This is a genomic window from Achromobacter sp. 1012554356, from assembly GCF_059760815.1.
Window position 1 is genome coordinate 24792 of the sequence record NZ_JCBANC010000021.1, and the last position, 21606, is coordinate 46397.

Consider the following 21606-nt stretch of genomic DNA (forward strand, 5'->3'; position numbering starts at 1 on the left):
ATGTCCAACGCACTGCATAGCGCCACCCTGGTGGCGCAGGCGACTACCAGCCCGGCAGCAGCGCCGGCTGCCGCCGCCGCGCCCGCAGCCCAGCAAGCCGCCACGACGGGCGGCGGGGTCGCCCAGCAAGCCGCTGGCGCCGTCCAGCAGTCGGCCGACGCGCTGCACAGCGCTGCGGCGGCGATTGCGCCCGCGCCGGCTCCTGTCCCCGACATGGGCTTCCTGCACTTCGTCGCGCAGAGCGACTTCGTGGGCAAGAGCCTGTTCGTCATCCTGATCCTCATGTCGCTCGTGACCTGGTATCTCATCCTGGTCAAGGCGGGCAGCAACGTCAGCATGCGCAAGCGTTCGGCCGATTTCCTGAACAAGTTCTGGAACGCGAGCTCGCTGGAGCAGGTCGAGCACGAAATCAGCACGCACGGCGCGCGCGATCCGTTCTCGCATCTGGCCAGCCACGCCATGCATGCGCAGGCGCACCACAACAAGTTCGGCGCCACCAAGCTGGAAGAGTCGGGCAGCAATTCGGATTTCGTCACGCGCACCATGCGCAAGGTCATCGACGAAGAAACGGCCAAGCTGGAAAACGGCCTGACCGTGCTGGCCTCGGTGGGTTCGACGGCGCCGTTCGTCGGCCTGTTCGGTACGGTCTGGGGCGTGTATCACGCGTTGGTCGGCATCGGCCTGTCCGATGGCGTGACCATCAACCGCATCGCCGGTCCGGTGGGCGAGGCCCTGATCATGACGGGCCTGGGCCTGGCGGTGGCAATTCCGGCGGTGCTGGCGTACAACACGTTCGTGCGCAACAACCGCGTGTACCTGTCGCGCCTGGATGCCTTTGCACATGACCTGTTTGCGTTCCTGACCACTGGCCAGCAAGTCGCGCTGTCCGACGGCAAGGTGCGCGCGCTGCGTCGCCAGAACGGCCACGCGGCTCAACGCGGGAGCGAATAATGGCCTTTGGCAGCTTTGAGGGTAAAGGGTCCGGAAGCCATGCGGTGTCCGAGATCAACATGGTGCCCCTGATCGACGTCATGCTGGTGCTGCTGGTGATCTTCATCATCACGGCGCCGCTGTTGGCGCACTCGATCAAGATCAACATGCCCCAGGTGGCTGCCGAGCAGATCGAGGAAGAACCCAAGACCGTGGACCTGGCGATCGACGCCGCGGGCGCACTGTTCTGGGACGAGAAGCCGGTCAATATCGATGACCTGCCCAATCGCTTCAAGTCGATCGCCGGCACCAAGCCGCAACCCGAGATCCGCATCCGCGCCGATCAGAACACCCGTTACGAAACGCTGGCCAAGGTGATGGCCTCGGCGCGCCGCTCGGGCATGACGCGTATCGGTTTCGTCACGACGCCGCCCTCGGGTGGCGCACCGGCAGCGGGAGCGCCCGCCGCCGCGCCGGCTCCGTCCGGCGGGTGAACGAATCCAGGAAGGGGGCGCATTTCGCGCCCCTTTTTTTTTGGATCGCGCTAGAATCGCGGCATGCGAGTTCTGGTAATCGAAGACGACACCACCCTGGGCCATGCGCTCCAGGAATTCCTGGCCGACCAGGGTTATGCGGTCGACTGGCTGACCGAGGGCGACCGGGTTCTGGGCGCGCTGGCGGGCCAGCCGTATGACCTCATGCTGCTCGACCTCAATCTTCCCGGCATGAGCGGCCTGGACGTGCTGCGTCAACTGCGGCAGGACGGCAATCAGGTCCCCGTGCTCATCCTCACCGCCCGCGATGGCATCGAAGACCGCGTTGCCGGTCTGGACGCTGGGGCGGACGACTACGTCACCAAGCCCTTCGAGCTGCCCGAGCTGGCCGCGCGCGTCCGCGCCTTTGGCCGCCGCCGCGCGGGCCAGGCCCAGCCGCTCATCGAAGTCGGCCCGCTGGTGTTCGACACCGTCGGCCGCGAAGTCCGCGCCAACGGCCAGCGCCTGTCGCTGTCGGTGCGTGAACTTTCCGTCCTCGAAATGCTGATGGCCCGCGTGGGCCGCGTCGTGACCAAGCGCCAGATCGTCAATTCCCTGTCCGCCTGGGATGCGGATTTCAGCGAGAACGCCGTCGAAGTCTACGTGTACCGCTTGCGCAAGCGCCTGGAAGGCACGGGCGCCAGCATCCAGACGGTACGTGGCTTTGGCTACATGCTGGATGTGGAAACGGCCTGATGGGCCGGCCGCGGCCGGTGATCGCCGTCCGCGCGTTTTCATCCGCCTCATCGAGGGCTTCGCGCCATGACGCAGGAACGCACTCCCCAACCGTCTCCGGCTGCGCGCCCCCCCATGCTTCCCTCCCGATCGCTTGCCCGGCATCTTGTCATTCGACTGATGCCGCCCATCCTGCTGCTCGTCCTGCTGGACCTGGCGGCAACGTGGGTCATCACCCACAAGATCGACATGTCGCTGTGGATGCTGGAAGACTTCTTCTGGCTGATGGTCGTGGGCCAGGTGGCGCTGATCGCGCTGTTTGCGTGGGTGGTGATGCAGGGCGTGCGGTCCGGGTTGCGGTCGGTGAACCATCTGTCCGAAGAGATCCGGCAACGCTCCATCGACGACATGCAGCCGTTGGAGGTTGCAGGCGTGCCGGTGGAGATCGAGCCGCTGGTCACCCACACCAATGACCTGCTGCTGCGGCTGGACGCGTCGCTGGCCGCTCAGCGGCGCTTCATCGGCCATGCCGCGCATCAGCTTCGAACACCGCTGGCGGGCCTGCGGCTGGAGTCCGAACTCATGTTGGCGCGTCCCTTGCCGGACGACGTCCGGGCCCGCGCCGAGCGCATCAAGGCTGTCAGCGATCGCATGATCCGGCTAGGCCAGCAGCTACTGGTGCTGGCCCGCGCCGATCCCAACGCTCGTCCGCAGGACAGCTTCGTGCGTATCGACCTGTGCGAGTGGGTGCGGGTGCATGGCGCGGAGTGGTTTCCGCGGGTGCGCGAGGCGCACTACGAACTGGATCTGGCTGCGCCCGAGTCGCCCATCTGGATCGACGCGGACCCCTTGCTGCTCGCGGAACTGCTGGGCAACCTGATCGACAATGCGCTGCGCTATGGCAACCCGACGGGCCGCATCACGCTGATCGTCGGCGCCAATCCGCCCTCGCTGACTGTCGAGGACGACGGTCCCGGCATTCCGCCCGAAGAGCGCGACCGCGTGTTCGAGGCGTTCTACCGGTCGCCCACCGCGACGGCGGGCGGCTCCGGCCTGGGATTGGCCATCGTGCGTGAGATCGCGCACGCGCACGGCGCCTGGTGGAAGCTCACCAGCCGGCCCGATTTTTCTGGAACGCGGCTGTCCGTCGTGTTCCCCGGCCCCCGCAAGGGGGCTCAACTCACTCGCCAAGAATCTGCATCATGAGCCAAGGCACGGTCAGCGCTGCTTCTTTGCCCCCAGGCCATCCCGGCGGCGCACACGCCCCTTCATCGCGCGCGGCGCTGGTCCTGGGCGCCCTGGGCGTGGTCTACGGCGACATCGGCACCAGCCCGCTGTACACGCTGCGCGCCTGCCTGACCGGCCTGAGCGTGCACACCGACCTGGAGCCGGCCCATCTGCTGGGTGTGCTGTCCATCCTGTTCTGGATGCTGATGGTGGTGGTGTCCCTGAAATACGTGATGCTCGTGCTGCGCGCGGACAACCGCGGCGAGGGCGGCACGCTGGCGCTGCTGGAGCTGGCGGTGCGCGCACGCGAAGGCAAGCTGCGCTGGGTGCTGATCGTACTGGGCATCTTCGGCGCGGCGTTGTTCTATGGCGACAGCATGATCACGCCAGCGATTTCCGTGCTGTCGGCGCTGGAAGGCATCGGGATCGTGTCGCATACGCTGGACCACTGGGTGGTGCCGATCGCGCTGGTCGTGCTGATCGCGTTGTTTGCGATCCAGTCGCATGGCACGGCCGCCATGGGCAAGCTGTTCGGTCCGGTGATGTTCGTGTGGTTCGCCACGCTGGCCGCGCTGGGCGGCTGGCAGATCTGGCAGACCCCCGAGGTGCTGGCCGCGCTGAACCCGATGTGGGGGCTGCGCTTCATCGTCGAGGCTCCGTGGGTCAGCTTCGTGCTGCTTGGCGCGGTGGTGCTGGCGCTGACCGGCGCCGAGGCGCTGTATGCCGACATGGGCCACTTTGGCCGCCCGGCGATCCGCCGCGCCTGGTTCAGCATGGTGCTGCCGGCGCTGACGCTGTGCTACTTCGGCCAGGGCGCGCTGCTGCTGCGCGACCCCACTGCGATCCGCAATCCGTTTTTCCTGATGGCGCCGGAATGGGGGCTCGCCCCGCTGGTCGCGCTGGCCACCATTGCCACCATCGTGGCGTCGCAGGCCGTGATTTCGGGCGCCTATTCGGTGACGCGCCAGGCGGTGCAGCTCGGCTTCTGGCCGCGCATGCAGATCCTGCATACGTCCGCGATCGAAAAGGGCCAGATCTATCTGCCGCAGGTCAACGCGTTGCTGCTGTGCGCGGTGCTGATCCTGGTGCTGTGGTTCCGCAATTCCGACAACCTGGCAGCCGCGTACGGCTTTGCGGTGACCGGCACGATGTTCACGACCTCGGTGCTGGCATTTGCGGTGCTGCCGCGCGGCAGCAAGGGCATCAAGCGCATGATGTGGTTCCTGGTGCTGGGACTGTTGCTGCTGCTGGATGTGCTGCTGTTCTCGGCCAATGTCTTCAAGATCCACGAAGGCGGCTGGCTGCCGCTGGTGGTGGCGATCGTGGTGTTCACGCTGATGATGACGTGGCGCCGGGGCCGGCGCCTCTTGTCCGACATGCAGCAGCGCGACCGCCAGCCGCTCAAGGAATTCATGGAGCAGCTCGAGCAGTATCCGCCGTCGCGCGTGCCGGGCACCGCCATCTTCATGACGATGAATTCGGGCAACGTCCCGCCGGCGCTGCTGCACAACCTGAAGCACAACAAGGTGCTGCACGACCACGTGCTGTTCCTCTCGATCCAGTCGGCCGACGTGCCGTACATCGCGCTGGAAGAACGCTTCGAGGTGAACAAGCTCAGCGCAACGAGCTGGGCCGCCGTCGTCACCTACGGCTTCAAGGAAGATCCGGATGTGCCGGAGGCGCTGCGCCTGATTGCGGAGGCCTATCCTGAGCTGGACCTGGAGCCGATGCGCACGTCGTTCTTTCTGTCGCGCCAGACGGTGGTGGCGGCCAAGAAGCCCGCCTTGTCGCGGTGGCGGCGCGCGGTATTCTCGTTCATGGCGCGCAATTCGACCCGCAGCACCAAGTTCTTCAAGATCCCGGCTAACCGGGTCGTGGAAATGGGCATGCAGGTCGAGCTCTAGACGCCACGCCGGCGGCGTCGCGGCCACGGCGCGCCGCAGCCAGGCGAAAAAAAACCCTCGGTGTGAAAACCGAGGGTTTTTGTTTGGCCTTGAAGAATTACTTCTTCGAGGTTGTGTCCTTCAGTTGGGGCAGCGACGTGCCGCTGGAGGCGAGCAGGCCGGTCTTGACGTACGTGAACAGCTTTTCGCGCGTGTCGACGATGTCGAGGTTGCGCATGGTGAGCTGGCCGATGCGGTCCGCCGGCGTGAAGGGGGCGTTTTCCACCTTCTCCATGGACAGGCGCTCGGGCGCGTACGTGAGGTTGGACGACACGGTGTTCAGCAGCGAGTAGTCGTTGCCGCGGCGCAGTTCGATGGTGACTTCGCCGGTGATGGCGCGGGCCACCCAGCGCTGGGCGGTTTCGCGCAGCATGATGGCTTGCGGGTCGAACCAGCGGCCCTGGTACAGCAGACGGCCCAGCTTGCGGCCGTTTTCGCGGTACTGCTCGATGGTGTCTTCGTTGTGGATGCCGGTGACCAGGCGCTCGTAGGCGATGAAGAGCAGGGCCAGGCCCGGGGCTTCGTAGATGCCGCGGCTCTTGGCTTCGATGATGCGGTTTTCGATCTGGTCGCTCATGCCCAGGCCGTGACGGCCGCCGATGCGGTTGGCTTCGAGCAGCAGTTCGACGGGATCGGCGTATTCGACGCCGTTCAGCGCGACGGGCTGGCCTTCTTCGAAGCGCACCGTGACTTCCTCGGCCTTGACGGCGACGTCGTCGCGCCAGAACGCCACGCCCATGATGGGCTTGACGATGCGGATGCCGGAATTCAGTTGTTCCAGGTCCTTGGCTTCGTGCGTGGCGCCGAGCAGGTTGGAGTCGGTGGAGTAGGCCTTTTCAGCCGACATCTTGTAGTCGAAACCGGCCTGGCGCATGTATTCGGACATTTCCGAACGGCCGCCGAGCTCGTCGATGAAGCGCTGGTCGAGCCAGGGCTTGTAGATCTTGAGTTCCGGGTTGGTGAGCAGGCCGTAGCGGTAGAAACGCTCGATGTCGTTGCCCTTGAAGGTGCTGCCGTCGCCCCAGATGTTGACGTTGTCTTCCTTCATGGCGGCCACCAGCATCGTGCCGGTGACGGCGCGGCCGATGGGCGTCGTGTTGAAGTACGTGATGCCGGCGGTCGAGATGTGAAACGCGCCCGATTGCAGAGCGGCGATGCCTTCAGCCACAAGCTGCGCGCGGCAGTCGATCAGGCGGGCGTTTTCGGCGCCGTAGGCCAGGGCCTTGCGGGGAATCTCGTCGTAGTCGGATTCGTCGGGCTGGCCCAGGTTGGCGGTGTAGGCGTAGGGAATGGCGCCGTTGTTGCGCATCCAGAGGAGCGCCGCGCTGGTGTCCAGGCCGCCGGAAAAGGCGATGCCGACTTTCTGGCCGGTGGGCAGGTTCGGGAGGATAGTGGTCATTGTTTGAGGTGAGACGCCAACAGGACTTTGACAGCAACGAGCCGCCAAACAAGAAAATAGCCCGCCATTTTAACTCTTTTGAGGGGGGCTGGCCGCCGGGGTTTCGGCGCGGGGGGCGCCCGGCGCGAACAGCGCCGCAAGCCGCAGGCCGCGGATCAGCTCGCCCGTGGCCGCGGCCAGCCGGGTGGCCGGGCGATGGCGGGCGCTGGCCAGCACCAGGTTGTTGGTGATGGTGGGCGAGCTGATGGCGCACAGGGACAGTTCATGCTCGGCGGCTGGGCCGCGCGCCGCCGAGCGCGGCAGGATGGCATAGGCATCACCCTGCGCGGCCAGTTCCACAATGGTCTGCACGGCGTCGACCTCGGCCGCGACCTTGAGCCGCACGCCCTGCGCACGGCAGACGCTTTCGACAAGGGTGCGGATGGCGTTGGGCAGGCTGGGCAGCACCAGCGGATAGTCGCCCAGCCGCGCGACCGGCACGCGGGCGGGCAGGGGCGGCTGATGGCCCGCCGCGGCCGCCAGAACCAGGTCTTCGCGGAACAGGGACTCGTAGACAAGCTGCGGAGACGGGGCCGGATCGTAGAGCAAGGCCAGGTCCACCCGGCCGGCGAGCAGCCATTCGCGCACCTGGGCGCTCAAGCCTTCAGCCACCGCGATCGACGCGTCCGGAAAATTCTGGCGGAATGCCTGAACCAGCGGCGGCGTGAGCACGCGCGCGATGCGCGGCGGCAGGCCGATCATGACCTTGCCGGTGGGCGTTTCGCGCAGCGTCTGCAGGTCTTCCTTGGCGCGCTCGGCCAACGCCAGCAGGGCGCGGGCGTGCTCGAGAAAGCGCAGGCCCGCTTCCGTGGGCTCGGCGCCGCGCCCGTTGCGGTAGAGCAGGTGCTGGCCCAGCTCCAGTTCCAGCAGCCGCACTTGGCGGCTGAGGGTGGGCTGCGCGACGTCCAGCATTTCGGCGGCGCGCGAGAAGCTGCGGCGTTCGGCCACGCGCACGAAGTATTCGATCTGCTTGAGGTCCATCGGGATATTAGGTTTTTCGATATCAGAAATATACGGTATAGCATTGTTCGCCCACCGGCATTCCGCGACCATGGCGCTTTCCATGCAGGAACTTCCCGTGCCCGATTGCCGTCCGCCGCTTGCCTCGCCCACCCGTCCCCGCCATGCGCTGCCGCCGGGCGCATGCGACGCGCACTGCCACGTCTTCGGACCCGGCGATGTATTTCCGTATGCGGAAGGCCGCTCGTACACGCCGCCGGACGCGTCGTTCGCCAGCATGGCGGCGCTGCATACCCATCTGGGCATCGAGCGCGCCGTTGTGGTGCAGGCCAACTGCCATGGATCGGACCATCGCGCCTTGCTGGACGCGCTGGCGCGTAGCAACGGGCGATATCGCGGCGTGGCGCTCCTGGGCGCGGACGCCACCGCCGCCAGCGTCAAGGCGCTGCATGAAGGCGGCGTGCGGGCCGCGCGTTTCAACTTCGTGCCGCATCTGGGCGGCGCGCCCGAGCCGGCGGTGTTCGACCATGTGGTCAAGCTGATCGCGCCGCTGGGATGGCACCTGTGCCTGCACGTGGACGGCGCGATGCTGCCCGAATTGCTGCGGCGGCTGCTCACGCTGCCGGTGCCGTTCGTCGTGGACCACATGGGCAGGCTGAAGGCGGCCGATGGGCTGGACTCGCCCGCGATGCGCGCCTTGCTCGGTTTGGCCGACGTGCGCGAGGCCTGGGTGAAGGTGTCCGGCATCGACCGGATCTCCGCCGGCCGCCGCCCCTTTGCGGAAGGCATTCCGTTCGTGCGCGCGCTGGTGGAGGCCATGCCGGACCGCACCTTGTGGGGCACGGACTGGCCGCATCCGAACGTGGCCGGCGACATGCCGGACGATGGCGAATTGGTGGACACATTTTTCGAGGCGTGCCCGGACGCCGGGTTGCGCCAGCGCGTGCTGGTGGACAACCCGGCACGGCTGTACGGATTTCAGTAGCAGGCAATGACCGCGGAACGAGGGCCAGGAAGCCCCCGCCGCTCGCACATCCCCATCAACGAGGAGACAACATGTTCAAGAAAATCATCTCGGCCGCCGTGCTGAGCCTGGCCGCCGCTAGCGCGGCCCATGCCGACGGCCCCGTGCGCCTGATCATTGCATTCCCGCCGGGCGGTCCCGTGGATCTGGTGGGACGCGTGCTGGCCGAGCAACTGGGCAAGGAGCTCAAGCAGAACGTCATCGTCGAGAACAAGGCGGGCGCCAACGGCAACATCGCGGCCGCCTACGTGGCGAAGGCGCCGGCCGACGGCTCGGTGCTGTTTCTGACCAGCGTCGGCGCGGTGGCGATCAGCCCGGCGCTGTACAAGGACCTGCCGTATGACCCCGCGCGCGATTTCGCGCCGGTTTCGCGCGTGGTGAACAACGCCACCGTGTTCGTGGTGAACCCGTCCAATCCGGCGACGGATGCCGCCGACTTCGTGAAGAAGTCGCAGGCCGCGTCGCAGTCGGTGGCCATCGGCTCGTCGGGCATCGGCAGCATTCCGCACCTGACGCTGGAAATGTTCGCCGATTCCAGCAAGGCCAAGGTGCTGCACGTGCCGTACAAGGGCGCGGCTCCCGTCATCAACGACGTGATGGGCAATCAGGTATCCGGTTTCTTCGGCGACGTGCCCGGCTTGATCGGCCACATCCAGGGCGGCAAGCTCAAGCCGTTGGGCTTGGCCGCGCCGACGCGCCATCCGCTGCTGCCCGACGTGAAGACGCTGGCTGAGCAAGGCATCCCGGGCGTCGAGTCCAACAACTGGTATGGCCTGGTCGCGCCCGCGGCCACGCCGGCCGCCACCGTGGACAAGTTGAACCAGGCCGTGCGCGCCGCGCTGGGCAACGAGAACGTCCGCGCCCGCCTGGAAAAGTTCGGCGCCGAGGCCGCGCCCAGCACGCCGCAGGAACTGGGCGCGCTGATCGCCGCCGACCGCGAGAAGTGGACCGCGCTGATCCAGCGCAAGAACATCCGTCCGGAGTAACCATGAGCGCGCGCCGAATCGAACCCGTCGTACCCGGCACCCGCCCGGAACTGGCCGTGCTGGAGGCGCGCATCGCCGCCGCGCGCGGCCGCATCTCGCCGCTGTATCAGGTGCTGTTGAACAGCCCGGCGGTGGTCGAGGGCTGGGAAGCCATGCTGACCGCGATCCGGCAAAAGACGTCGCTGGCGCCGCGGCTGCGCGAGCTGATCATCCTGCGTGTGGCGACGTTGAACAATGCGCCATACGAGTTCGAGGCGCACGTGCCCCACGCGCTGGCGGGCGGCATGCCGCAGGCGGTCATCGACGTGCTGCGCGGCAACCCCGCGCCGGATCAGGTGCAGGGACTGGAACCCGGAGAAGCCGAGGTGCTGGCGCTGACGGATGCGATGACCCGCGACATCGAGGTGCCGGACGCGGTGTTTGCGCCGCTGCGGGAACGCTACGATGATGCGCAACTGGTGGAACTGACGGCAACGGTCGGCGCGTACAACATGGTGTCGCGCTTTCTGGTCGCCTTGCGCGTCGGACATTGAAGGAGAGGGCTGTGCAGGAAACGATGTTGCTGGTGTCGCTGGGCGAACGGTTTGACGAGGCGCGCGCCCGGGATCTGGCCGGACGTCTCGCGGACGGGCTGGCGGATGTGAAGATCAGCGCCTTTGCCGCGCTGGAAGCCGAGGACACCTACGTATACGTGCGCGGGGCCCGTGCATTGCCGGAGATCCAGGCCCGCCTCGCGGAACTGGCGCCCGGCGCGCATGCGCGGGTGCTGCACCTGACGCTGCACCTGCCCGGCGCGTCGGCGGGGAAGGAGGCGCCGTGGCATTACATCGTCGAAACCGACGTGCTGCCCGAAGCCGAGGCCGACCTGAACGCGTGGTATGACCAGGAGCATCTGCCGGGGCTGGCGTCGGTGCCCGGCACGGTGCGCGCGCAGCGCTGGGAATGCCGCGATGAATCGCCGCGCTACCTGGCCTGCTACGACCTGCACACGCAGGAAACCTTTGGCAGCCCGCCGTGGCTGGCCGTGCGCGCAACCGATTGGAGCAGCCGCGTGCGGCCGTCGTTCCGCAACACGCGGCGCACGATGTTCAGGAAGATCCTGTAGCGCCAAGCGTTTTAGAAAGCGGAAAGTCAAAAGCAGAAGGGCCCGGACATCGCAGGATGTCCGGGCCCTTTTCATGCGTACAGGACGGGTTTAGTCGACCTGACCCAGCAGCAGGAATTCCATCAGCGCCTTCTGCACGTGCAGGCGGTTCTCGGCTTCGTCCCAGACCACGCTTTGCGGTCCGTCGATGACTTCGCCGGTGACTTCCTCGCCGCGGTGGGCGGGCAGGCAGTGCATGAAGACGGCCTGCGGGTCAGCCGCGGCCATCATTTCGGCGTCCACGCACCAGTCGGCGAATGCCGCGCGGCGCTCTTCGTTTTCGGCCTCGTAGCCCATGCTGGTCCACACGTCGGTGGTGACCAGATGCGCGCCCTTGCAGGCTTCCATGGGGTCCTTGAATTGGCGCAGCACCTTGTCGGACGGCGTGCCGATGCGCGAGGCTTCGAGTTCGTAGCCGGCCGGCGTGGACACATGCAGCGTGAAGCCCAGCATTTCGGCCGCGTGCAGCCAGGTGTAAGCCATGTTGTTGGCATCGCCCACCCAGGCGACTGTCTTGCCGGCGATGGGGCCGCGGTGCTCGATGTAGGTGAAGATATCCGCCAGAATCTGGCAGGGGTGGAATTCGTTGGTCAGGCCGTTGATCACGGGCACGCGCGAATGCGACGCGAAGCGCTCGATGCGGGTCTGCTCGAACGTGCGGATCATGACGATGTCGACCATGCGCGAGATCACGCGCGCGGTGTCCTCGATGGGCTCGGAGCGGCCGAGCTGCGAGTCGTTGGACGTCAGGTTGATGACCGAGCCGCCCATCTGGTACATGCCGGCCTCGAACGACACGCGGGTGCGCGTGCTGGCCTTTTCGAACACCATTGCCAGCGTGCGGTCGTGCAGCGGCATGTGGGGCTCGTAGCGTTTGAACTTTTCCTTGATCAGGCGCGCGCGGTCCAGCACGTAGGCGATCTCGGCGGACGAGAAGTCCTTGAACTGCAGAAAGTGCCGCAGCGGGCCGTTTTGAGTCGTGGGAGGAGTCATGTTGATGTCGCAGGTCATTGGGCCCCGCCAGGCTCGTGGCCCGGCAGGGACGTTGATTATGGTTTTTCGGCCAGGAACTGTTGGATGAGCGGCACCAGAAGGGCGACGATCTGGTCGGCCTCCTGGCGCGTCAGGATCAGCGGCGGCAGCATGCGGATGACGCGGTCGCGCGTGACGTTGATGAGCAGGCCTGCTTCCATGGCGCGTAGCGCAAGGACGCCGCAGGGGCGGGCCAGCTCGATGCCCAGCATGAGGCCGCGGCCGCGGATGTCGGCCACGCCGGGCGTGCCGGCCAGCGCGCCGGCCAGGCGGTCTTTCAGGTATTCGCCCACGTCATGGGCGTTTTCAAGCAGGTTTTCGGATTCCAGCGCATCGAGCACCGCGAGGCCCGCGGCGCACACCAGCGGTCCGCCGCCGAACGTGGTGCCGTGGCTGCCCGGCGTGAAGACGCCCGCGGCCGGACCTGCGGCCAGCATCGCGCCGATGGGCACGCCGCCGGCCAGGCCCTTGGCCAGTGTCATGACGTCGGGGCGGATGTCGGCCCATTGGTGTGCGAACCACTTGCCGGTGCGCCCGATGCCGGACTGGACTTCGTCGATCATCAGCAGCCAGCCGCGCTCGGTGCACAGTTGGCGCAGCGCCTGCAGGTAGGCGATGTCGGACGGGCGGATTCCGCCTTCACCTTGCAGGACTTCCAGCAGCACGGCGGTGGTGCGCGGCTCGGCGTCGCCGGCGGCGCGCACCGCCTCCAGGTTGTTGTACGGCACCTGGATGAAGCCGCTGGGCAGGGGCTCGAAGCCCTTGCGCGCCTTGTCGCTGCCGGTGGCCGCCAGCGTGGCCAACGTGCGGCCATGCCAGGACGAATCCATGGTGATGATGTGGGCGTGCTGGTTGCCGCGCTGGTAGGCGTAGTAGCGGGCGAGCTTGATGGCCGCCTCATTGGCTTCGGAGCCGCTATTGTTGAACGCGACTTCCTGCATGCCGGACAGCGCCGTCAGGCGGGCGGCAAGCTCGGTCTGCTGGGGGATGCCGTAGATGTTGGAGGTATGGATGACGCGGGCGGCCTGCTCGGCGATGGCGGCGACCAGCTTCGGATGGGCATGGCCCAGGCACGAGACGCCGATGCCGGCCAGGGCATCCAGGTACTTGCGGCCGCTTGCGTCCCACAGCCAGACACCCTGGCCGTGCGTGAACGATACCGGCAGCCGGGCATAGATATTGGCCAGAGGCGAGCTCATCGCGGATCCTCCTGGGGGAATGGCATCGACAGCATGCCCGCTTGCTAGGGCGAATCAGGGGAGAATCGCGGTTCGAAAGAGGGCAAAGGATCAATCATATACAATTCGCGGCGCGGCACGCATGTTTGATCACGCCGAAGATCCGGCTTTCGTGAAAGGCGTCCCGCAGTGAAGAACACATGGCAACTCGCGTCAGACAATTCGTAATTCATGGCGTTACCGAAAGCGGTAGCCGCTTCCGCCCGAGCGATTGGGCCGAACGGCTCGCCGGCGTAATGGCACAGTTCCGGCCCGCCGGCTGTGCTGGTAACCACCTCACTTATTCGCCTTATGTGCTGCCCGTCGTGATCGATGGCGTGCGCGGGATCGTCGTCGACCTGCGCCTGCGCGACCTGGAGCCGCTGGCCTACAAGTTCGTGGTGGATTTCGCCCGCGACAACAACCTCAAGACGGAAGAACGCGAAATCTAGGCCCCCAGAACGAAAAAGCGCCCCAACCGGGCGCTTTTCTCATTCTGTGACCCCTGCACGCCGGCGAGGCGGGCCGGGCGCTACCCGCCGCACGGACGATTGCCCGCGCGGCGGCTACGCGCGTATCACTTCGCGTACACCAGATCGCGCAGCCCCAGCGACAGCCCGGGCCAGTAGGTGATGACCATCAGGCACAGGATCACCACGCCGACGAAGGGCACCAGAGGTTTGATCAGGCGCTCCAGCGGCAGCTTGGCCACCGCGCAAGCGGCAAACAGGTTCACCCCGAACGGCGGCGTGATCATGCCCAGCGCCAGGTTGACCACCATGATGATGCCGAAGTGCACCGGGTCCACGCCGAACTGCAGCGCCACCGGCAGCAGCAACGGGGCCAGCACGACGATCGACGCCGAGGTTTCGATGAACATGCCGATCACGAACAGCGCGGCGTTCACGCCCATCAGGAAGCCGAACTTGGTGTCGAAAATCTGAGCTAGCCACGTGCCCAGCGCGTCCGGAATGCCGGCGCGGTTGAGCAGGAAGCTGAAGATGCCGGCGTTGGCGATCACGAACATGATGACGGCGGTGGACACGACCGACTTGTGCAGCGTGTCCGACAACTGACGGAACGTGAGGCGGCGGTAGATGAATTTGCCCACGAAGACCGCGTACATCACGGCCACGACCGACGCTTCGGTCGGCGTGAAGACGCCGCCGTAGATGCCGCCCAGGATGATGACGGGCATCAGCAGCGCCAGCCAGGCGCGTTTGAACGCGGGCCACAGCGGCAGCCGGCCTTCGCCGTCGCGCTTGCCCAGGTTGTTGCGCTTGGCGTAGAGCCAGACGTAGAACATCAGCGCAATGCCGATCAGGATGCCGGGCATGACGCCCGCAATGAAGAGTTCGCCGGTGGACGTGTCGGTGGACACGGCAAACAGGATCATCGGGATGGACGGCGGGATGATGACCCCGAGTTCCGCCGCACTGGCCTGCAATGACGCCGCAAAGGGGGCCGGATAGCCGTGCCGGATCATGGCGGGGATCAGGATCGCGCCGACCGCAAAGGTGGTGGCCACGCTGGAACCCGCGACCGCCGCGAAGATCATGCAGGTCAGCACGCAGGTGCAGGCCAGGCCGCCCTGGATGCCGCCGACCACGCTTTTGGCGAATTCCACCATGCGTTCGGAGATGCCGCCGGCTTCCATCAAGTTGCCGGCCAGGATGAAGAAGGGGATGGCCACGAGCGGGTACTTGTCCAGCGCGGCAAACAACTGCTGCGCGACGACCAGCCAGGGCAGGCCCGAGGCGCCGACTCCCGCCAGGCTGGCCAGGCCGATCGACACGGCGACCGGCACGGACAGCCCGAAGAAAATCAGCATCGAGACAATCATTAATTGGGACATGGCGATTTCTGCTGCTCAGGTTCGATAGGGGGCGGCTCAGCCTTGCGCGTCGTTGCGCACGGGCACGTCGTCTTCTTCGCCGGCGCACCAGCGGGCCAGCACGGCAATGGCCGCCAGCGTGGCGCCCACGGGGATCGCAAGGTAGATCCAGGAAATCGAGATGTCCAGGCTCGGCACGTTCTGGAAACGCACGCGATAGGTCATGTTGCCGCCGATCCAGGCCAGAAAGCCGAGAAAGCCCGCGCAGATCAGGCCGATGATGGCCTCGAGCACGCGGCGGCGCGTGCCGCCCAGCAGGTTGCGCAGCAGTTCCACGCTGATCATGGCGCCGTGGCGGAAGGCCAGGGCCACGCCCAGCAGCACGGTCCAGATGAGGAGGGCGCGGGTGAGGACCTCGCTCCAGTCGGCGGGCGAGTGCAGCACGAACCGGGCGATGACCTGGTAGAACGCGGCGGCCGCGGCGGCCACCAGCAGAAGTTGGGCGAGGGCCGAGACCAGCTTGAACAGGCCGCGGTCGAAGGCGCAGAGCAAACGCATGGTGAATTCCGTTGGCGATAATCGCGGAAAAAGGGGGGGCGGGCGCACGGCGAAAGCCGGCCCGCCGCCAGGCGACCGGCCCCGCAAAGGGGGCCGTGCCCGCTTATTTCGTGTCGCGGATCGAGTCGATCAGCTTCTTGTCGAACTTCTTGTAGTACTCGGGGTAGGCCGGTTCCACGGCGGCGGCAAAGGCGGCACGGTCCACTTCGGACACCTGCATGCCTTCCTTCTTGAGCTGCTCGACGCCCGTCTTCTCGATGTTGTCGACGTAGGCGCGCATGGCCTGGGCCGATTCCTTGCCGGCCTTGTCGAAGTTGGCCTTGTCGGCGGCCGACAGGCCTTCATAGACGTTGGCGGACATCAGCACCAGGGCCGGGCCGTACACGTGGCCGCTCAGCGACAGGTACTTCTGCATTTGCGACAGCTTGGCCGAGGTGATCACGGACAAGGGGTTTTCCTGGCCGTCGATGGTGCCCTGCTGCAGCGCGGTGGCCACTTCGGGCCAGGCCATCGGCGTGGGCAGGATGCCGATCTGGCGGAAGGCCAGGATGTGAATCGGGTTTTCCGTGGTGCGGATCTTCAGGCCCTTGGCGTCCGCCGGGGTCTTGACCGGGCGCACGTTGTTGGTCAGGTGGCGAAAACCCTGTTCGCCCCACGCCAGCGCCACGATGCCGCGGCTGGGGAACTTGGCCAGCATGTCCTGACCGATCTTGCTGTCGAGCACGGCACGGGCGTGCGGCAGGTCGCGCAGCAGGAACGGGATGTCAAAAACGCCAGTCTCGGGAACAAAATTCAGGGTTGCACCGGTCGAAACGATCGCCAGGTCGATGGTGCCGATCTGCAGGCCTTCGATCACTTCGCGTTCGCCGCCCAGCGCGCTATTGGCAAATTGCTGGACCTTGAACTTGCCGTTGGTGGAGCCTTCGATGGATTTGGCCATCGCGTCGGCGCCGGCGCCGTAGTGCGACGACGTCGACAGCGCGTAGGCCATTTTCAGGGTGGTCTGCGCCGCCAAGGGCAGGGAGGTGGCGGCCGCGCAGGCGGCCAGAATCGTGGCCGCAAGCCAGGTTTTACGCATTGTCTTCTCCGGAATTGGTTATCTTTATGGGCGGCTTTGCCTCCCGCCCCGGGATGATATCGGGATTCGGACGCCCCACAGGCGCTTAGTTAACATAGACGAATGATGGATTTCCCTGATATGTCACAGGCCAAGCGCCCTGGTTTATGGTCCACCTTGCGCCTGGGCGCCCGGATGATGATGCGCGACGCGCGCGCCGGCGAACTCCGCCTGCTGGTCCTGGCCCTGGTCGTGGCGGTGGCCGCCGTCACCAGCGTGGGCTTTCTGGCCGACCGGGTCGGCCGCGCGCTGGAACGCGACGCCGGCCAGATGCTGGGCGCCGATCTGGTGCTGGACGCCGATGAGCCCGTGCCCGCCGCCTTCAAGGATCAGGCGCGCGAGCGCGGTCTGACGGTTTCCGGCACGTGGCAGTTTCCGTCCATGGTGGGCGCCGGGGACGGCGCGCAACTAGCGGCGCTGAAAGCGGTGGAGCCGGGCTATCCGCTGCGCGGGGCCTTGCGGGTGGCAGAGGCGCCGTTCGCGCCCGACGCGGCCACGCGCGACGTGCCGCCCGAAGGCGCGGTGTGGGTCGACGCGCAGCTGCTGGCGCTCTTGAACCTGAAGGTGGGCGATACGCTGAATGTGGGCGACGCCCATATGCGCATCGACCGCGTCATCACCTATGAGCCGGACAAGGGCATGCAGTTCGTCAACGTCGCCCCGCGCGTGCTGCTGCGCGCCAGCGACCTGCCGGCCACCGGTCTCATCGCCCCGGGCAGCCGCATCGGCTATGCCATGCTGGTCGCCGGCCAGCCCGACGCCGTGGCCGGGTATTCGACCTGGCTGAATCAGAATCTGAAGCGTGGCCAGAAGATCGCCACGCTGGAATCGGGCCGCCCGGAAGTGCGCCGCACGCTGGACCGCGCGCAGCGCTTCCTGTCGCTGGTCGCGCTGCTGGCCGTGCTGATCTCGGCCGTGGCCGTGGCGCTGGCGGCGGGGCGCTACATGACGCGCCACCGCGACGGCATTGCGGTCATGCGCTGCCTGGGAGCGGTGCAATCGCAGGTCGCCCGCATGCTGACGCTGGAATTCACGCTGGTCGGGCTGTTTTCGTCCGCGGCCGGCTGCCTGCTGGGGTTTGGCGTGCATCAGGTGCTGGTCATGCTGCTGGGCTCGCTGATCGATACGACGTTGCCCGCGCCATCGGCCATCCCGGCGCTGCAAGGCCTTCTGACCGGACTGCTGCTGCTTCTGGGCTTTGCGCTACCGGCGCTGGCGCAGCTGCGTCACGTGCCGCCCGCCCGCGTCCTGCGGCGCGACGCGGACACGATCAGCGCGCGCAGCGCCTTCGGTTATGTGCTGGGCGCGGCCGGATTTGCGCTTCTGATCTGGTGGTTCGCGGGCGATGCCAAGCTGGGCGGCGTGGTGGCCGGGGGCTTTCTGGGCGCCTTTGGCGTGTTCGCGCTGGTCGCCTGGCTGTGCATCCTGGGCCTGGCGCGCGTGCGCCGGCTGGCCGCCGGACTGCCCGCGCTGCGCTTTGCGCTGGCGGGCGTGGTGCGCCGCCGGGCAGCCACGATCACCCAGGTGTGCGCGCTGGCGGTCGGCTTGATGGCGCTGCTGCTCCTGACCATGACGCGCACCGATCTTATCCAGGGCTGGCAGCGCACCATGCCGCCGGACGCGCCCAACCGTTTCCTGATCAACGTGCAGCCAGACCAGCGTCAGGCCGTGACTGATGCGCTGACGCGCGAAGGCCTCGGCCGCATCACGCTGTCGCCGATGGTCCGCGGACGGCTGATTGCCGTCAACGGCAAGCCGGTGGGCCCGGACGACTACGACGAACCGCGCGCCAAGCGCCTGGTGGACCGCGAATTCAACCTGTCCTATGGCGACGAGATGCCGTCGTCCAACCGCATCGAACAGGGCCGCTGGCTGACGCCGGGCGCGGCCGAGGTCTCGCTGGAGGCGGGGCTGGCGCAGTCGCTGCGCATCGGGCTGGGCGACAAGATGACGTTCGACGTGGCCGGCCAGCAGGTCGAGGTGGCGGTGTCGAGCATCCGCCGGGTGGATTGGGATACGATGCGCGTGAATTTTTTCGCCATCCTGACCCCCGCCGCACTGGCCGACATGCCCCAGAGCTGGATCACGTCCTTCTACCTGCCGCCCGACAAGGCGGCGGTGCTGCCCGCCCTGGTGCGGGAGTTTCCGAACCTGACGGTGTTCGACGTGGGCGCCATCCTGCAGCAGTTGCAGTCCGTGCTGAATGAAGTGGGCCGCGCGGTGCAGCTTCTGTTCCTGTTTACCCTGGCTGCGGGCGTGCTGGTGCTGTCCGCGGCGCTGACCGCGACGCGCGACGAGCGCATGCGCGAGGCGGCGGTGCTGCGCGCGCTGGGCGCCACGCGGCGTCAGCTTGCCCGTTCGCAGCGCATCGAGCTGTGGGCCGTGGGCGGGTTGGCCGGCCTTCTGGCGGCGGCCGGCGCGACCGCCATCGCTTGGGCTTTATCAACCCAGGTGTTCGACTTCACCATTACCCTCAGCCTCTGGCCGTGGCTGGCCGGCATCGGCGCCGGCATGCTGGGGGCGTGGGCGGGCGGCGCGCTTGCCCTGCGCGGCGTCCTGCGCACGCCGCCGCTCGTCACCCTCCGAGAAACCTGATGACGTCCCGCGTCCACACCATCACAGAACCCGTGGAAAATTCCCGCACCATGTTTGACCTTCTTGGCGGCGAAGCCGGCGTGCGCGCCCTCGTCGACCGCTTCTATGACCTGATGGACATGGAGCCCGACCTCAAGGAACTGCGCGCCGCCCACGGCCCCAGCCTGGACGAGGCGCGCGACAAGCTCTTCTGGTTCCTGTGCGGCTATTTCGGCGGTCCGGATCACTACATCGAACGCTTCGGCCATCCCCGCCTGCGGGCGCGCCACCTGCCGTTTTCCATCGGCGAGGTCGAGCGCGACCAATGGGTGACCTGTATCGGCCGGGCAATGGAAGACGAGGGCATCGAGCCCGTCCTCGTCGAGCGCTTGCTCGAATCGTTCTACGGCGTGGCCGACTGGATGCGCAACCGTGAAGGCTGACGATCAATCCGGCGCGCGGCGCTCCGCCTGGGATGGCCCGCTGGCTGGCGCCATGCTCAGCGACGCCCGGCGCCTTGCGGACGCGGGCCCCGAAGTCTTCAACCCCGCGCACTATGGCGACCGGGCCCGGCCCGTGGACTCCGGCGGGCGTCAGGCCGCGTGGTTCGTCGAGGGGCAGGGCTGGCAGGGCGTGCTGCGGCGCTACCGCCGCGGCGGCATGATCGCCCGCATCAGCCGCGACGCGTATCTCTGGAACGGCGAGTCGCGCACGCGCAGTTTTCGCGAGTACCGGCTGCTGGCCGCCCTGCGCGCACAAGGGCTGCCGGTGCCGGCGCCGCTGGCGGCCGCCTACTGGCGCCAGGGCCCGATCTACCGCGCCGCCATCGTGGTCGAACGCATTCCCGGCGTGCGCCCGTTGGCGCAGGCGCTTTCCGAACCCCTGTGGCAGCCGGTAGCCGATGCCATCGTGCGCATGCACCGGGCGGGCGTCTGGCATGCCGATCTGAACGCGTTCAACATCCTTATCGGCAACGACGGCCGGGTCTGGCTCATCGACTTTGACCGCGGCACGCAGGGCGGGCTGTCGGAGCGGCAGCGCCAGGCCAATCTCGACCGCCTGCGCCGGTCGCTGCGCAAGGTGGCCGGCGAGGCCGGGGACCGTTTCTGGATGCGCCTGCGCGACAGTTACTGGACGGCCTGGGGCATCGGAATCCAGCCCTGACCGCCGGCCCGTCCGCCGCGGGCAGCCACGGCAGCAATTGCGCCAATTACCCCGCAAAGTTGGGCAGGTCAACGCAAAATGGCTTTATTATTTCGCCTTTTGGTACTCCTGTCACAAACGGCATAGAGCAAGGGGGCTGGACATAATGGAACTTAAGGCGGGAATGCGCTGGGCGCTCGGCGCGGTGCTGGTCGCGGCGGCCACATCGGCGGCGGTAGCGCAGAACAAGGTCGTCAACGTCTACAACTGGGCCGAATACACGGCCCCGGACACGATCCCGGGTTTCGAAAAGGAAACCGGCATCAAGGTCCGCTATGACGTCTACGACAGCAACGACGCACTGCAGGCCAAGCTGCTGGCCGGCAAGTCGGGTTACGACGTCGTTGTCCCGTCCACCCATTACGCCTCGCGCCAGATCGAAGCAGGCCTGTTCCAGAAGCTGGACAAGTCCAAGATCCCCAACTGGAAGTACCTGGATCCCGAAGTCATGGCGCTGGTCGCCACGGTCGATCCCGGCAACGAACACGCCATTCCGTGGGGCTACGGGACCAATGGCCTGGGCTACAACGTCACCAAGGTCAAGCAGATCATGGGCGACGACGTGGACCTGGCCAACTGGGACATGATCTTCAAGCCCGAGAACGCCGCCAAGCTCAAGGAGTGCGGCATCTCGATGCTGGACGAAGCCGCGCAGGTGTTCCCGGCCGTGCTCAAGTACCTGGGCAAGGACCCCAACAGCACCAACGCCGCCGACTACCAGGCCGCGATGGAAGTGCTGAAGAAGATCCGTCCGTACATCCGCCAGTTCAGCTCGTCGGGCTACATCGACGAACTGGCCGTGGGCGACCTGTGCATGGTCTACGGCTTTTCCGGCGACGTCATGATCGCCCGCAAGCGCGCGCAGGACGCCAAGAAGCCCTATGAAGTGAACTACTTCATTCCGAAGGGCGGCGCGCCGGCGTGGTTCGACCTGATGGTCATTCCCAAGGATGCGCCGCATCCCGAAGAGGCGCTGGCGTTCATCAACTACATCGAAACGCCGAAGGTCCATGCGGCCATCACCAACACCATGTTCTACCCGAACGCCAACAAAGAGGCGCGGCAGTTCGTGAACAAGGATGTGGCTGAAAATCCCATGATCTACCCGCCCGCCGAGGTCTCCAAGACCCTGTACGTGATCAAGGCCTTGCCCTTGAACATTTCACGGCTGCAGAACAAGTTGTGGTCCGAGCTGAAGTTGGGAAATTAGT

General features: G+C 66.7%; 21 protein-coding genes. 14 read left to right on the top strand and 7 right to left on the bottom strand.

Translation table 11 applies throughout. The features are described 5' to 3' along the window. The 5 genes from AC6LJW_RS13120 to AC6LJW_RS13140 all read left to right on the top strand — a co-directional run bounded on the left by AC6LJW_RS13120 (position 1) and on the right by AC6LJW_RS13140 (position 5269). Positions 1-951, top strand: a complete 951-nt coding sequence (locus AC6LJW_RS13120) for a MotA/TolQ/ExbB proton channel family protein (protein ID WP_498087502.1) — start codon at positions 1-3, stop codon at positions 949-951. Continuing rightward, on the top strand, positions 951-1424 hold the full coding sequence (locus tag AC6LJW_RS13125) for an ExbD/TolR family protein (RefSeq protein WP_498087503.1): 474 nt from the start codon (positions 951-953) through the stop codon (positions 1422-1424). The genes AC6LJW_RS13120 and AC6LJW_RS13125 overlap by 1 nt, the downstream gene beginning before the upstream one ends. A 63-nt stretch (positions 1425-1487) precedes the next feature. Next, the gene (locus AC6LJW_RS13130; protein WP_006218435.1) at positions 1488-2159 is read left to right on the top strand and encodes a response regulator transcription factor; all 672 of its coding nucleotides are present in this window, start codon (positions 1488-1490) and stop codon (positions 2157-2159) included. Between the two features lie 114 nt (positions 2160-2273). Then, the gene (locus AC6LJW_RS13135; RefSeq protein ID WP_498087504.1) at positions 2274-3344 is read left to right on the top strand and encodes a sensor histidine kinase; all 1071 of its coding nucleotides are present in this window, start codon (positions 2274-2276) and stop codon (positions 3342-3344) included. After that, positions 3341-5269, top strand: coding sequence for a potassium transporter Kup (locus tag AC6LJW_RS13140; protein ID WP_498087505.1), 1929 nt, complete (start codon positions 3341-3343; stop codon positions 5267-5269). Before AC6LJW_RS13135 ends, AC6LJW_RS13140 begins: the two co-directional genes overlap by 4 nt. Before the next feature lie 97 nt (positions 5270-5366). Here the strand turns inward: AC6LJW_RS13140 and argG are convergent, their stop codons facing one another. Both argG and AC6LJW_RS13150 read right to left on the bottom strand, forming a co-directional pair. Beyond that, complete coding sequence (gene argG / locus AC6LJW_RS13145) at positions 5367-6707, bottom strand: argininosuccinate synthase (protein ID WP_056567185.1); 1341 nt, start codon at positions 6705-6707, stop codon at positions 5367-5369. 69 nt (positions 6708-6776) lie between these two features. After that, positions 6777-7727 (bottom strand): LysR family transcriptional regulator, encoded by a 951-nt coding sequence (locus tag AC6LJW_RS13150; RefSeq protein WP_082578982.1) that lies wholly within the window; start codon positions 7725-7727, stop codon positions 6777-6779. 97 nt (positions 7728-7824) lie between these two features. Between AC6LJW_RS13150 and AC6LJW_RS13155 the strand changes: the two genes are divergently transcribed. The 4 genes from AC6LJW_RS13155 (at position 7825) to AC6LJW_RS13170 (ending at position 10821) form a co-directional block, all read left to right on the top strand. Then, positions 7825-8691 carry an amidohydrolase family protein gene (locus tag AC6LJW_RS13155; RefSeq protein WP_498087528.1) on the top strand — a complete coding sequence of 289 codons (867 nt, stop codon included), beginning with the start codon at positions 7825-7827 and terminating at the stop codon, positions 8689-8691. Between the two features lie 71 nt (positions 8692-8762). After that, entirely contained in the window at positions 8763-9716 is a 954-nt protein-coding gene (locus AC6LJW_RS13160) for a Bug family tripartite tricarboxylate transporter substrate binding protein (protein WP_056567179.1), read from the top strand. A gap of 2 nt (positions 9717-9718) precedes the next feature. Beyond that, a complete protein-coding gene (locus AC6LJW_RS13165; protein ID WP_175125766.1) occupies positions 9719-10249 on the top strand; it encodes a carboxymuconolactone decarboxylase family protein in 531 nt (176 codons plus the stop codon). A gap of 11 nt (positions 10250-10260) precedes the next feature. Beyond that, entirely contained in the window at positions 10261-10821 is a 561-nt protein-coding gene (locus tag AC6LJW_RS13170) for a hypothetical protein (protein WP_498087506.1), read from the top strand. Positions 10822-10911: 90 nt separating this feature from the next. Here the strand turns inward: AC6LJW_RS13170 and argF are convergent, their stop codons facing one another. Then, the gene (gene argF / locus AC6LJW_RS13175; RefSeq protein ID WP_175138749.1) at positions 10912-11853 is read right to left on the bottom strand and encodes an ornithine carbamoyltransferase; all 942 of its coding nucleotides are present in this window, start codon (positions 11851-11853) and stop codon (positions 10912-10914) included. Between the two features lie 56 nt (positions 11854-11909). Then, on the bottom strand, positions 11910-13091 hold the full coding sequence (locus AC6LJW_RS13180) for an aspartate aminotransferase family protein (RefSeq protein ID WP_498087507.1): 1182 nt from the start codon (positions 13089-13091) through the stop codon (positions 11910-11912). A gap of 179 nt (positions 13092-13270) precedes the next feature. Between AC6LJW_RS13180 and AC6LJW_RS13185 the strand changes: the two genes are divergently transcribed. Continuing rightward, on the top strand, positions 13271-13561 hold the full coding sequence (locus AC6LJW_RS13185; protein ID WP_013392635.1) for a DUF3579 domain-containing protein: 291 nt from the start codon (positions 13271-13273) through the stop codon (positions 13559-13561). A 125-nt stretch (positions 13562-13686) separates the two neighbouring features. Here the strand turns inward: AC6LJW_RS13185 and AC6LJW_RS13190 are convergent, their stop codons facing one another. From AC6LJW_RS13190 to AC6LJW_RS13200, 3 genes are all read right to left on the bottom strand, one after another. Continuing rightward, positions 13687-14964: a TRAP transporter large permease gene (locus AC6LJW_RS13190; protein ID WP_175125758.1), complete on the bottom strand. Its 1278-nt coding sequence runs from the start codon at positions 14962-14964 to the stop codon at positions 13687-13689. A gap of 36 nt (positions 14965-15000) precedes the next feature. Next, positions 15001-15501, bottom strand: coding sequence for a TRAP transporter small permease (locus AC6LJW_RS13195; RefSeq protein ID WP_056567167.1), 501 nt, complete (start codon positions 15499-15501; stop codon positions 15001-15003). A gap of 103 nt (positions 15502-15604) precedes the next feature. Further along, positions 15605-16579 (bottom strand): TRAP transporter substrate-binding protein, encoded by a 975-nt coding sequence (locus AC6LJW_RS13200; protein WP_498087508.1) that lies wholly within the window; start codon positions 16577-16579, stop codon positions 15605-15607. 102 nt (positions 16580-16681) lie between these two features. On the opposite strand from AC6LJW_RS13200, the gene AC6LJW_RS13205 reads away from it, so the two are divergent. The 4 genes from AC6LJW_RS13205 to AC6LJW_RS13220 all read left to right on the top strand — a co-directional run bounded on the left by AC6LJW_RS13205 (position 16682) and on the right by AC6LJW_RS13220 (position 21605). After that, positions 16682-19213 (top strand): ABC transporter permease, encoded by a 2532-nt coding sequence (locus AC6LJW_RS13205; RefSeq protein WP_498087509.1) that lies wholly within the window; start codon positions 16682-16684, stop codon positions 19211-19213. Continuing rightward, on the top strand, positions 19213-19635 hold the full coding sequence (locus AC6LJW_RS13210; protein ID WP_082578979.1) for a group II truncated hemoglobin: 423 nt from the start codon (positions 19213-19215) through the stop codon (positions 19633-19635). Before AC6LJW_RS13205 ends, AC6LJW_RS13210 begins: the two co-directional genes overlap by 1 nt. Further along, positions 19625-20356 (top strand): 3-deoxy-D-manno-octulosonic acid kinase, encoded by a 732-nt coding sequence (locus AC6LJW_RS13215; RefSeq protein ID WP_498087510.1) that lies wholly within the window; start codon positions 19625-19627, stop codon positions 20354-20356. Before AC6LJW_RS13210 ends, AC6LJW_RS13215 begins: the two co-directional genes overlap by 11 nt. Positions 20357-20501: 145 nt before the next feature. After that, a complete protein-coding gene (locus tag AC6LJW_RS13220) occupies positions 20502-21605 on the top strand; it encodes a polyamine ABC transporter substrate-binding protein (protein ID WP_427987776.1) in 1104 nt (367 codons plus the stop codon). Position 21606 lies beyond the last annotated feature (1 nt).

Excerpts from the sequence above, each read along its gene's own strand:
- AC6LJW_RS13120 (WP_498087502.1), top strand. The coding sequence starts at position 1 with ATGTCCAACGCACTGCATAGCGCCACCCTGGTGGCGCAGGCGACTACC.
- AC6LJW_RS13125 (WP_498087503.1), top strand. The coding sequence starts at position 951 with ATGGCCTTTGGCAGCTTTGAGGGTAAAGGGTCCGGAAGCCATGCGGTG.
- AC6LJW_RS13130 (WP_006218435.1), top strand. The coding sequence starts at position 1,488 with ATGCGAGTTCTGGTAATCGAAGACGACACCACCCTGGGCCATGCGCTC.
- AC6LJW_RS13135 (WP_498087504.1), top strand. The coding sequence starts at position 2,274 with ATGCTTCCCTCCCGATCGCTTGCCCGGCATCTTGTCATTCGACTGATG.
- AC6LJW_RS13140 (WP_498087505.1), top strand. The coding sequence starts at position 3,341 with ATGAGCCAAGGCACGGTCAGCGCTGCTTCTTTGCCCCCAGGCCATCCC.
- argG (WP_056567185.1), bottom strand. The coding sequence starts at position 6,707 with ATGACCACTATCCTCCCGAACCTGCCCACCGGCCAGAAAGTCGGCATC.
- AC6LJW_RS13150 (WP_082578982.1), bottom strand. The coding sequence starts at position 7,727 with ATGGACCTCAAGCAGATCGAATACTTCGTGCGCGTGGCCGAACGCCGC.
- AC6LJW_RS13160 (WP_056567179.1), top strand. The coding sequence starts at position 8,763 with ATGTTCAAGAAAATCATCTCGGCCGCCGTGCTGAGCCTGGCCGCCGCT.
- AC6LJW_RS13165 (WP_175125766.1), top strand. The coding sequence starts at position 9,719 with ATGAGCGCGCGCCGAATCGAACCCGTCGTACCCGGCACCCGCCCGGAA.
- argF (WP_175138749.1), bottom strand. The coding sequence starts at position 11,853 with ATGACTCCTCCCACGACTCAAAACGGCCCGCTGCGGCACTTTCTGCAG.
- AC6LJW_RS13180 (WP_498087507.1), bottom strand. The coding sequence starts at position 13,091 with ATGAGCTCGCCTCTGGCCAATATCTATGCCCGGCTGCCGGTATCGTTC.
- AC6LJW_RS13185 (WP_013392635.1), top strand. The coding sequence starts at position 13,271 with ATGGCAACTCGCGTCAGACAATTCGTAATTCATGGCGTTACCGAAAGC.
- AC6LJW_RS13190 (WP_175125758.1), bottom strand. The coding sequence starts at position 14,964 with ATGTCCCAATTAATGATTGTCTCGATGCTGATTTTCTTCGGGCTGTCC.
- AC6LJW_RS13195 (WP_056567167.1), bottom strand. The coding sequence starts at position 15,501 with ATGCGTTTGCTCTGCGCCTTCGACCGCGGCCTGTTCAAGCTGGTCTCG.
- AC6LJW_RS13200 (WP_498087508.1), bottom strand. The coding sequence starts at position 16,579 with ATGCGTAAAACCTGGCTTGCGGCCACGATTCTGGCCGCCTGCGCGGCC.
- AC6LJW_RS13205 (WP_498087509.1), top strand. The coding sequence starts at position 16,682 with ATGATGGATTTCCCTGATATGTCACAGGCCAAGCGCCCTGGTTTATGG.
- AC6LJW_RS13210 (WP_082578979.1), top strand. The coding sequence starts at position 19,213 with ATGACGTCCCGCGTCCACACCATCACAGAACCCGTGGAAAATTCCCGC.
- AC6LJW_RS13220 (WP_427987776.1), top strand. The coding sequence starts at position 20,502 with ATGGAACTTAAGGCGGGAATGCGCTGGGCGCTCGGCGCGGTGCTGGTC.